This is a genomic window from Wolbachia endosymbiont of Mansonella perstans, from assembly GCF_020278605.1.
Taxonomy (GTDB): Bacteria; Pseudomonadota; Alphaproteobacteria; order Rickettsiales; family Anaplasmataceae; genus Wolbachia.
Genome location: NZ_JACZHU010000028.1, coordinates 1 through 11,313, shown reverse-complemented (window position 1 = coordinate 11,313; position 11,313 = coordinate 1). Strand labels below are relative to the sequence as shown.

Below are 11,313 nucleotides of genomic sequence, written 5' to 3'. Positions count from 1 at the left end.
AAAACCCGAAGTCCTATAAAGATATGTAGTGCACATAGTATGCCAAATACAAGCTTTTTTGTCATTTTAACCTACACAGATTGGAAACTTAAACAAATAGCTTCATTATCATGATTAAGGGAGTTGAAAGAACTCGTCAAGTAGTTTTTTGCTTCTATTCACTTTAACAAGTGAGCTACCTTTCTATAAAAGACCTATCAACTGTTGCAATTATAGGTGTAAATAAGAATGACAAAAGAGTACGGGATTGGGTAACTATATACACTTCTGCTGGCATACCAGGATGTAGATATACATTTTTGAACTGAGCAAGCTCTGACTTTGGTATCACCACACGTATTAAATAATAACGTCCTAACCTTGGATCGTCAAGGACATCAGGAGAAATATGGTTTACTATACCGTTAATTAAACTTAAACGACGTGCGCTATAAGCACTCAGCCTTACTTTCACCTTTAGCCCTTCCAATCCGTCAATAGAGACTATATTGCTACCTTTTTTTTGTGCTGACAGTATCTCCTCTATATTTCTAGTCTGAATTTTAGCATCTATTATTAAATCATCATTAGATGGCACTACGCTCATAATCGGCACACCAGGCTGTATAACACCACCTTCCGTATGGTACCGTATATCCGTAATTATTCCGTTTTGAGGCGATCTAATAACTGTGCGTGCTAACGCATCTTCTGCAACCATCAACCTTTCTCTCAAGTCAGCAATAGACGTAGTAACTTCCTTAAGCTCAATGTTTGCTCTCTCCTGAGCATCATTCTTCACATTTATGATCTCTAACTCTTTTTCTCCAATTTTTTGTTGCACTTGAGATATTGCAGCACGGTAATGACCAACTCTACCTTCAATTTCAGCAAACTGCTTTTCTAAAGCCAAAATGTGTGACTTACCTATGTGACCACCGCTAAGAAGTTGCCTTTTTGTTTCTAACTCCTCAGCTATTAAGTCATATTGCTTGAGAGCTGCATCCAGTTGAGAATTCAGTCCTACTAGCTCATCATGTAACTGTCTTATACGCTGTTGCAGTATGTCAGTTTTTCCCAATATACTTTTGTTCTGAGAATCAAATAATCTTATCTGATTTTTCATCACTTTGTTTGTAAGATTGCCATCAGACAATTCTTTGACTTCATCGGGAAATTCAATTGTGTCTAAGCCTTCCATAGTAACAATAAGTCTTGCTTCAGTTGCCAAAAGTGATAAGAGTTTTTCTTTTATTATACTCAAATTCGCCTTCTCGTTAACATCACTTAATAAAACTAAAGGCTCATCTTTTTTAACTGCTTGGCCCTCTTTGACCAAAATTTTACTTATTATTCCTCCACCCAGATGTTGAACTATTTTCCTGTTTGAAGATACAACAACTTCTCCACTTGCATGCACTGCCCCATCAATTGGAGCTATAGCTGACCAGATACCACCTATTCCAAAAAAAATGAGTATCACTATCAAACCAAAAAACAGTGGTCCCCATGTTACTCTCAGAACCTCATTTACGTTATTACCCTCGCGTTTTAAAATAAAACTTACCACCGCATCAATTAATGCGAACGTTTTATCCAAAAATTTTGGGTACTTCTTCTTTTTATTTTTCGTTCCTTGCATGTTTATATTATCACTATGGCCAAGTGGACCTGTCAAAGAGAATCCAGAGCTGAGTCTTTTTAACTTGCTTATCATATATTACTGTGAACTGACGTTAATGTTAAGATAACATACACAAACAAAGAATCCATGACTTATGCACTTCATTTGGACTGCAAAATGCCAGAATAAATTATTTAGTAACAATTCTTGCATATCTTAATCTGACTTAGCTGTCATAGATCTAAGCCGCTTGTATCATGCAAAAAATCCATTGCCAACTAGACAATGCTCTGTTAGTAATCAGATAAAACGACGTTATTATGTTTCGATTAAAAGGCAGAAAATTCCTGATTACTGGTGCATCAGGTGGAATAGGGCGGGCAATTGTAAAAACTATGCATAAAGCTGGAGCAATTCTATGTATTTCTGGTACAAAAAAAGAAGCCCTAGAAGAAGTTGCTAAGCTATATGAAAAAAATATTTATATACTTCCTTGCAACTTATTAAATGCTGAAGAAGTACACCAGCTGATAAATAGGGCAAATGAGTTGATGGAAGGTTTCGATGGACTCGTATGTAATGCAGGCATTACACAAGATAGTTTATTGCTGAGAATGACAGATGAAGCATGGCAAAAAGTGATTGATATCAACTTGAGTTCTACGTTTAAACTAAATAGAGAAGCATGCAGGAAACTAATTAAGAATAATTGGGGAAGGATTATAAATATTTCTTCAATAGTAGGGTTAACAGGGAATGCTGGGCAGGTAAATTATGCAGCATCAAAAGCTGGAATAATAGCCATGAGTAAATCCATAGCAGAAGAAGTTGCAAGCCGTAATATAACAGTAAATTGTATTGCTCCTGGGTTTATAGATACTAAAATGACTGAAGTTTTAACTGAAGAACAGAAGAAAAAAATACTAGATAACATTCCAATGAAAAAAATGGGGACGGGAGAAGAAGTAGCAGCCGGAGTTCTGTTTTTAGCAAGTGATGAAGCAAAATATATAACAGGGCATGTGTTGAACATTAATGGCGGTTTATTTATGTAGTGATACCTTAATTTATGGACAAACCATAAATTTTACTTTAAAATAAATATGTATAATAAAATTGTTTTTATTACACTAGTTTATTATTTAGAGGCAAAAAAATGAGCTCTACAATAAAAAAATTTTTTAATGTCTTATGTTTGGTGTTGTTCTTATCAGGTGATTCAGATGCCTCCAGCATTGGTAGTGCTGGTATCAATGACACAACTGCCCAAGTAATATGTAATATTATTGGTTATGTTTGGGGGATAGGTGGTCCACTCATGACAGTAGTAATAATAGGTGCATCCTTGCTTGCAATATTTGGCAGAATGCCTTGGCCAGCTCTCTTTGCTTTAGGTATATTTTGTGGTGTATTTTTTGGCGCTAAGACGATCATAATGAAAGTTATACCCAATGTAAACGATGAAGTCAAAAAAATGTTGGACCAGTGTGGACAGAATGGCCCTTAAAAGTGATGGTATACTAAAGCTTTTTGTTATCCATTAAATCGTTTCATGTCTTCAATTTGCAATAAGTAAGGGCTGTCTTTTGGTAAAGTTTTAACAGCTAACTCAGCGTATTTCATAAATTGTCTTAAGTTACCTTCAATACAAGCCTTTTTTGTTAAAGCAAAATAATACATTGCCGCATCGGCATTACGTTTATATGCAATACTTAAGTATTTCCAGACGAAGGCATTATTTGGTTCTATATTTGCGGTCTGTTCCAGGTAAAAAATTGCTTTCTTTACATCACCGTGCAACAATAAAGTATGGGATAATGCAAGTTTCACCAAATAACTGTCTTTCTCAGATAAATACCTGAGCGATTCTTCATACATTTTTATTGCTTTACCTAAATTCCCTGCCTTGTACAGCATTTCTGCTTTTAATTCATATAAGTATGGGTCATTACGTGACTTTTGAACTAATGAATCAACTATAGCAATAGCCTCTTCTATCTTTCCTTGTCTATAATGGATTATAGCATTTACGTACTCAGAACTACCTTCATATTTATTGGATAACACATGAATGGGAGAAAATAAGGAGTCTAGCTTTACAATCATACGCTTAAACCTTAGTAACTTATCTGCAAGAATTGGTTTCACATTGTTTCTAACCTTATAATTTTGCACGGCAAATATGCGCTTATCATTAAGTGGATGAGTGCGGAAGTACTTTTCAGTATTTTTATGTTCAATACTTTTAAAGTAGTTAAAAATCTCTTTCATACCTGAATTATCATAGCCAGATTCATCAAGGTACCTTAAAGCATAACTATCTGCTACACTTTCTTGCTCTTGGGAATAGTTAAAAAACAGTCTTGAGCTAAATGCTATGCCGCTTAGCAAAATTGCACTAGCAACCTGGGGATTAATAATAATAGTAGAAACCAATCCTACCACATAACTGATCATTGCTATCGATTGAAAATAGCCTACAGCACCACTCATCTGCAATATATGACCAGCAGATATGTGAGCAATCTCATGTGCTAATATGCCAAGCAAAATGTAAGGCTCAGTCGAATGTTGCAAAAGTCCCAAGTGAATAAAAATGCTATTATTATCAATTACGAAAGCATTAATAGAGTTATCATTAATTATGAAAACCTTTATTCGATCACTATCAATGCCTGCAGCAGAAAATAATGGTTGTGCTAGTTCTTTTACTACTACCTCCACCTCACTATCTCTAATAACGTTAACAGGGTCAGCGCTACTGCAATATATAAAAAAGAGCAATAAGATAAAAAACTTAGCAATTTTAAACATGAAAATTCCGTATTTGTATAATCTTTAGGAACTTTACATTTTAACACTTAAGTTATACAAATTTATAAACGCTAGCTTAACTTTTTAATGTAGTTAACAAGTTTATCGATGGTAGTTAACTTAATCTTATGTTGTTCAGCAAATCTAAGCAACTGAGGTAAGCGCATCATAGAGCCATCATCGTTCACCAATTCACACCCTACAGCTGCGTGATTAAGGCCAACTAACTTTGCTATTTCAACACTTGCTTCAGTATGACCATTGCGCACCAAGACCCCACCATCGTTTGCAATAATAGGAAAAACATGACCGGGAGTAATAATATCGTCTTTAGTGCTCTTTTCATCAATAGCGGTAAGTATTGTGTGCGTTCTATCATGAGCAGAAACACCTGTTGTAATACCATAACGTGCATCAATCGATGTAGTAAATGCAGTATGAGGAATAAGCTTTCCATCTACATTGCTTTTCCTCATAAACTCAAGGCCTAGCCTACTCATATGAGGTCTTGCCATAGCTAAAAATACAATGCCAGTACCATACCTAACCATAAAAGCTACATGTTTTGGCTCTAGTTTTTCAGCTAAGACAATTAGATCACCTTCATCTTCTCTATCCTCATCATCAACTAAAATAAATAACTTGCCAGAACGGGCATCCTCTAACACATCTTCCACAGGAGAAATGCTAGATAGACTCATTGATGCATAAGTGGTCTGTACCATATTTATTTAAATTCAATCTTAACTACTTTGTACAACTTCTCTCCGCTTGGCACTACCACTTCCACATATTCGCCAACTTTTTTACCAATTAAAGCACTACCTAAAGGTGAACTAGTAGATATCAGCTGTTTTGAAACATCAGCTTCATACTCACCTACAATTTTATAAATATATTCTGCTTCACTACCATCATTACTAAGCATGCTTAATGTTACGGTTGTGCCGAACATTACTGAATCGCCAGACAAGCTTTTCACTTCTATTACTTCTGCATGTGAAATCTTGTTTTCTAACTCCATTATACGTCCTTCAATAAAACCTAACCTTTCTCGTGCAGCATGATACTCTGCATTTTCAGATAAATCACCTTGATCACGTGCATCAGAAATAGCTTGTATAATGGAAGGCTTTTCTTCCCTTAATTTCTCAAGCTCGGCTTGCATATGTTCAAAACCTTCCCTTGTCATAGGAAACTTATTAACAATTGATGAAGCCATAACTACCACCTAAACGTAATTAAATTGAGTAACAAAATTACTCACAATATTGAAAATATCGTCTTTTATATCATCATTCATGTTGCTTGACAACTTTTTTAAAACTCCAGGGTGCACAGCATGAAAATAATTGATAAGATCATATTCAAACTTATTGACATCGCTTATTTGTATCTTGCTTAACTGATCATATAGATTAGAAAAGACATACATCAGCACCACTTGCTCTTCTATTGGCATAGGTGAATGCTGTCTTTGCTTTAATAACTCAACAAGATATTTACCCTTGTTTAAGGATAGTTGAACACTAGCATCGAGATCAGAACCAAATTTTGCGAAATCTTCTAACTCTCTATATTGAGCCAAACTTAGCTTTATAGAACCAGCAACTTTTTTCACAGGTTTCAATTGTGCAGCAGAACCAACCCGTGAAACTGATAAACCTATATTTACTGCAGGGCGAAATCCTTTATGAAATAGTTCAGACTCTAGGAAGATTTGTCCATCGGTGATCGAAATTACGTTAGTTGGAACATATGCAGATACATCACCAGCTTGAGTTTCGATAATTGGCAAAGCAGTTAGAGACCCCTGCCCTTTTTCATCAGACATTTTGGCAGCTCTTTCAAGCAAACGGGAATGTACATAGAATATATCTCCAGGATAAGCTTCACGGCCAGGAGGGCGCCTCAATAATAAAGACATCTGCCTATATGCCACAGCGTGCTTAGATAAATCATCATACACTACCAAACAATGCATTCCATTATCACGGAAAAACTCTCCTATGGTGCAACCGGCATAGGGTGCTAAAAATTGCATAGGTGCACAGTCAGATGCACTAGCCACAACTACAGTTGTATATTCCAGTGCCCCACTTTCTTTCAGCTTATTTACCACTTTTGCCACTGTTGAAATCTTTTGCCCAATAGCAACATAAACACAGTAAACTTTTTGGTTTTCGTCCACTTCATCATTAATTTTCTTCTGATTAATGATGGTATCAAGCACAATAGTAGTTTTACCGGTTTGCCTATCGCCAATAATCAACTCGCGCTGTCCTCTACCTATTGGAATTAGTAAGTCTATAATCTTAATTCCGGTCTGCAGAGGTTCATGCACAGATTTACGATCAATAATGCCTGGTGCCTTAGACTCCATGTCCATTTTGCTTTTGGCTCTAATCTCCCCGCCATTGTCTATAGGGTAACCTAATGCATTTACGACTCTTCCCAATAATTCATGCCCTACATGAACCTGCACAACGTTACCACTGCATTTTACAATATCTCCCTCTTTGACATCACGATCATTACCAAGCACCACTATTCCAGCTATATCGTGATCTAAATCAAAAATTATTCCTTCTACACCATTTGCAAAGAATACCTTTTCACCAAATTTTGCTTTTTCAAGTCCGTAAACCAATGCAATACCATCAGTTACCGAAATCACTTCACCTATATTTTCTCGCTTTACAGGATTATCAAACGCCTCAACTTTTTCTTTTATTATGTTTACTATCTCAGAAGCATTTATACCGTTTTTCATATACAATTCCTTATTTTCAATATTTCCGTTTTACTCAAATCAACCAATCTATCTAAGTAACTTTTCAGCGAAGCATCAACCAAATTAAAACCATACTTCACCACAAAACCACCGAGTATAGAAGCGTCAACCACGTTACTTATCTTTGTTATTTTACCAAGAAAGCTTAGAGATTCAGCAATTATTTTTATATCTGGTTCTTTCAAAGCCTCTGCTGACTTTATAATAACTTCCAATTCATTTTCATTTTCTCTCACAAGACTTAAGAATTTTTCTAATATCAGGATTAATAAATCAGAGCGCCTGTTCGCAGATATAACCATAATAAATTTTACTAAGTTCTCAGTTAAGTTTTCATTTATAGAGAGTATCGCTTCTTTTTTTCGTGCAAGAGAAATCATAGGATGAGATAGGTATATAAAAATATCACGTTGATTTTTAAAAGAAGCCAACAAAAATTCTACTTCTTTTCTTGTAGTACCTAGTTTATCTTCTGAGATATAAAACAGCGCTCTAGCATAAGATGAAACTAAGTTATTGTATTGGGTCCTTTTCATATCAAATTACTTATATATACTTAGCCACAAAATCCAGCCTAAAAATTTAATTCCAGCAGGCTTTGCTACGTAACAACCAAAAAATTTACTGACAAATTCATCATAAAATAGCTATCAAGGGAAAAATATTCTAGAAACAATGAAAATCAGTAATTAAACTGAATATAACAGATTTCTCAGAGAAAGGGAAGTATTTTTTTATTATCAATGAAGCAATTTATTAGAAAAAGAATTTATTTCTTTTCTTCCGCTCCACATCTATCCATGATGGAAGCACTTCCAGTACCACCTACACTACCGATTACTTTTGTCACAATAGCTTTTGCACCAAAAAACACAGCGCAAAATATACCGAGTGCAAAAAGAGCAGACCATGACATTCTACCGAATATCGCAAGCAAAGCCGCACCTATTATTACTATAGTCATAAGAGGTACACCTATTCTCCAAACGTGTTTAATAGCATTGCATATTACTTTGGTAGTTTGCATCAACACTATCAGCAGCACTGCTCATATTGAGAAAAGGAAATAAATAATATTGTAAGGAAAACACTAAAAACTTTCCTAATTGTAGAATTCATCCCTATACCTTAAATTTAGACATTGTAATTATATCTAAAATACTTTACTTTTAGTAAAGCTAGCATGAAGATTGAGAAGGTGTCAAGCAGCAAGAGATAATGGGTGGAACTAGAAAATAATTAACTACCTTTGATATTATTGAGCAAACTTCCTATTTTTTTTTTACCTTACTAAAGAGCCCTTCAGATTTCCGTTGCATGTTTGCATTTTCTTCTTCAAGCGCTTTCAACAGCTCAATTTGTTTTTCAGTTAAGTTCTTTGGATTTAAAGTCTCAACTATTACCTGCACGTACAAATCACCACGTACATTTGAGTTCATATATGGCATACCCTTTTCTCTACAGCGTAGTTTGGTACCAGTTTGAATGCCTTCAGGAACCTTTACTTTTATTTTAGCCCCATCAATTGACTGAATATCGATTTCACCACCAAGCACTGCTAACGTCATTCTTATAGGCACTTTACAATGCAAATCTGCTTTATCTCGAGTAAAAATCTTGTGTGGAGCGATTTTAACATATACATACAAATCTCCGCTTTTTCCACCTCTTACTCCAGCTTCTCCTTTACCACTTAGCCTTACCTTAGCGTCTTTCTCTATGCCTTTTGGAATTGAAACTAATATATTTACTTCATCTCTTCTGCGTCCATTTCCACCACATTTTTTGCATTTATTCTGTATGATTTCCCCTTCCCCAAAGCATGTGGTACATGTTCTCTCGATTGTAAAAAAGCCCTGTTGGGTCCTGATCCTACCGCTTCCTTGACACATGTGACACTGAACTGGTTTGATCATTCCTTCGCTACCTGTACCTTGACACGTGTCACATTTTACATTTGTAGCATAATGTATAGGCACTCGTATTCCTTTAAATGCGTCTTCTAGGGTAATTTCAAGATCATAACGCAAGTCCGACCCAGGCACTCCTACTGTGCTTCTCTTTGCTTTTGATCTACTTGATCCTCCAAATCCTCCGCCAAAAAAGTCGTTGAATATGTCACTAAAGTCTCCTGTAGCTTGGCTAAAATCAAATCCGCCAAAATCACCATCTCCATGTGTGTAACGATCATAACTTGCCTTTTTCTGAGGGTCAGACAGAACTTCATACGCAGCTGTTATTTCCTTAAATTTTTCCTCTGCTTTTTTATTACCAGGATTTCTATCTGGATGATACTTTAACGCTAATTTCTTATATGCTTTTTTTATCTCATCAACACTAGCATTTTTGCCTACTTCCAGCAGTTCATAGTAGTCTTTTGTGCTCATATACAATAGTTCAGTATTTAACCTTTAAAGATAGGTACTTCGTGTATCGATTTCAAGTGTGGCCTCTGTTTTCCTCATAGACTAAAAACATCGTGCACCCTGAGCGATTTGAACGCCCGACCTTTTGATCCGTAGTCAAATGCTCTAGTCCAACTGAGCTAAGGGTGCCTTTGGTAAAATCAACTTTAACAGATTTTACAGCTTGACTCAATTGGTTTGGCTAAAAATAAAATAGTACCGAAGTTAGATTGATAGTGTGATAAATTTACTAACACCTTTACTTAAATTTAATAAATACAAGGGAAAATCTGGAATAAGGTTATTGGAGACATAATGAAAAAATTTCTTCTATTTATAGCTTTAATCCTCTCTTTTGTGCTTGATGCAAACGCCGCTAAGCAGAGTAAAACTTGAGGTGATGAAACATAAGAAGTGATATACAGCATAGTAAAATATACCCAAAGCATAGGTGGGCCGATAATCACAGTAGTAATAATAGGTGCAGCTTTGCTTGCAATATTTGGCAGAATGCTCTGGCCTGCTCTTTTCGCATTCGGAGCATTTACTGCTGTGTTTTTTGGTGCACAAAAGATTGTAACAGCAATAGCACCAGGTACAGTACAGGCATGCACCCCGTAGAAAAACGCTAATCTTCTGGCAAAGCTGATGAACTAAAAAGCCTCAAGTTTTAGGTGAGTGATACTTCTAGCATCATTTACCTAAATTCAATCAAAGCTGAGTAGCATAAAAAGTAAAAATTTTTGGAGACATAACGAAAAAATTTCTTCTATTTATGGTTTTTATCCTTTCATTTACGTTTGATGCTAATGCTCTAGACGCAATATCAGCAGTGATATGCAGTATAATAAACTATATTCAAAGCCTAGATGGACTAGTGATAAAAATAGTGATAATTAGGTGCAGCACTGTTCGCAATATTTGGGAGAATGCCCTAGCCAACGCTCTTTGCACTAGGTATTTACCTCTATGTTCTTCAGTGCTCCTGATGTCGTTTCAAAAATAGCGTCAAACACAGCGAGTAAGTGCACAACATGCGATTTCTGGAAAATATTGCAAGAGGATACTCCAGGATCAGGAAAATATGTTTGTAAGTAGAAAGGTATTGAGTAAATGATGCTAAGCATCATTTACTCAAATTTAATCAAAGCGAAGTAGCATAAAATATGAAATTATTGGAGGTATGATGAAAAAATTTCTTTTATTTGTGGCTTTAATTCTCTCCTTTGCACTTGATGCAAGTGCTAATACTGATGATGATGCAACATCAACAGTAATATGCAATATAATAAAATATACTCAAGGTCTAGGCGGACCAATGATTACGATAGTAATAATAGGTGCGGCTTTACTTGCTATATTTGGTAGAATGCCATGGCCAGCGCTTTTTGCACTCGGTGCATTTACTGCTGTGTTTTTTGGCGCTCCTGCGGTTGTTTCAAAAATAGCACCAGGAACAGTAAAAGCATGCCCCACTTCGTAGGAGTGTACTAGCTTTCTATTAAAGTATCTACAACACAAAGGTACTAAAAGCCTCAAAAACAGTTTTAGCTAAATGGTGCTTCTTAAAGGAGCACCGCTGTTTCATAACTGTTGTGAGCAATCTCTGCCAAGAGAGTGTCAACTAAGTAGCCTCTTCTCTTGTCATCCAAGTGACTTTTTTTGTCATTCCAGTACTTGATACTAGGATCTACCAT

Annotated in this window: 11 protein-coding genes, 1 tRNA gene and 2 pseudogenes; 5 read left to right on the top strand and 9 right to left on the bottom strand. The window is 35.7% G+C overall.

The annotated features are described in order from the left end of the window. Positions 1 to 175: 175 nt before the first annotated feature. Entirely contained in the window at positions 176 to 1,696 is a 1,521-nt protein-coding gene (locus IHO13_RS02500; protein WP_225538124.1) for an HlyD family type I secretion periplasmic adaptor subunit, read from the bottom strand. Between the two features lie 227 nt (positions 1,697 to 1,923). On the opposite strand from IHO13_RS02500, the gene fabG reads away from it, so the two are divergent. Continuing rightward, positions 1,924 to 2,658, top strand: coding sequence for a 3-oxoacyl-[acyl-carrier-protein] reductase (gene fabG / locus IHO13_RS02495; protein WP_225538123.1), 735 nt, complete (start codon positions 1,924 to 1,926; stop codon positions 2,656 to 2,658). 101 nt (positions 2,659 to 2,759) lie between these two features. Then, positions 2,760 to 3,110, top strand: coding sequence for a TrbC/VirB2 family protein (locus IHO13_RS02490; protein ID WP_225538122.1), 351 nt, complete (start codon positions 2,760 to 2,762; stop codon positions 3,108 to 3,110). Positions 3,111 to 3,136: 26 nt separating this feature from the next. Here IHO13_RS02490 and IHO13_RS02485 read toward each other — a convergent pair whose 3' ends face one another. From IHO13_RS02485 to IHO13_RS02450, 8 genes and pseudogenes are all read right to left on the bottom strand, one after another. After that, complete coding sequence (locus IHO13_RS02485; protein ID WP_225538121.1) at positions 3,137 to 4,417, bottom strand: M48 family metalloprotease; 1,281 nt, start codon at positions 4,415 to 4,417, stop codon at positions 3,137 to 3,139. Between the two features lie 71 nt (positions 4,418 to 4,488). Then, positions 4,489 to 5,142, bottom strand: coding sequence for a 3,4-dihydroxy-2-butanone-4-phosphate synthase (gene ribB, locus IHO13_RS02480; protein WP_225537012.1), 654 nt, complete (start codon positions 5,140 to 5,142; stop codon positions 4,489 to 4,491). A gap of 2 nt (positions 5,143 to 5,144) precedes the next feature. Beyond that, on the bottom strand, positions 5,145 to 5,639 hold the full coding sequence (gene greA / locus IHO13_RS02475) for a transcription elongation factor GreA (protein ID WP_225537013.1): 495 nt from the start codon (positions 5,637 to 5,639) through the stop codon (positions 5,145 to 5,147). 9 nt (positions 5,640 to 5,648) lie between these two features. After that, the gene (atpA, locus tag IHO13_RS02470; RefSeq protein ID WP_225538120.1) at positions 5,649 to 7,190 is read right to left on the bottom strand and encodes a F0F1 ATP synthase subunit alpha; all 1,542 of its coding nucleotides are present in this window, start codon (positions 7,188 to 7,190) and stop codon (positions 5,649 to 5,651) included. Continuing rightward, positions 7,187 to 7,747, bottom strand: a complete 561-nt coding sequence (gene atpH, locus IHO13_RS02465; RefSeq protein ID WP_225538119.1) for an ATP synthase F1 subunit delta — start codon at positions 7,745 to 7,747, stop codon at positions 7,187 to 7,189. Before atpH ends, atpA begins: the two co-directional genes overlap by 4 nt. A 233-nt stretch (positions 7,748 to 7,980) precedes the next feature. Next, positions 7,981 to 8,330 (bottom strand): annotated as a pseudogene (locus IHO13_RS02460) (TrbC/VirB2 family protein). A gap of 152 nt (positions 8,331 to 8,482) precedes the next feature. Further along, on the bottom strand, positions 8,483 to 9,598 hold the full coding sequence (gene dnaJ / locus IHO13_RS02455) for a molecular chaperone DnaJ (protein ID WP_225538118.1): 1,116 nt from the start codon (positions 9,596 to 9,598) through the stop codon (positions 8,483 to 8,485). Between the two features lie 93 nt (positions 9,599 to 9,691). Further along, a tRNA-Arg gene (locus IHO13_RS02450) sits at positions 9,692 to 9,766 on the bottom strand. A 165-nt stretch (positions 9,767 to 9,931) separates the two neighbouring features. On the opposite strand from IHO13_RS02450, the pseudogene IHO13_RS02445 reads away from it, so the two are divergent. The 3 genes and pseudogenes from IHO13_RS02445 to IHO13_RS02440 all read left to right on the top strand — a co-directional run bounded on the left by IHO13_RS02445 (position 9,932) and on the right by IHO13_RS02440 (position 11,099). Further along, positions 9,932 to 10,237, top strand: a pseudogene (locus IHO13_RS02445) (TrbC/VirB2 family protein). Positions 10,238 to 10,585: 348 nt separating this feature from the next. Then, positions 10,586 to 10,714, top strand: a complete 129-nt coding sequence (locus IHO13_RS05735) for a hypothetical protein (RefSeq protein ID WP_255586075.1) — start codon at positions 10,586 to 10,588, stop codon at positions 10,712 to 10,714. A gap of 88 nt (positions 10,715 to 10,802) precedes the next feature. Then, positions 10,803 to 11,099 carry a TrbC/VirB2 family protein gene (locus IHO13_RS02440; protein WP_225538125.1) on the top strand — a complete coding sequence of 99 codons (297 nt, stop codon included), beginning with the start codon at positions 10,803 to 10,805 and terminating at the stop codon, positions 11,097 to 11,099. Positions 11,100 to 11,313 lie beyond the last annotated feature (214 nt).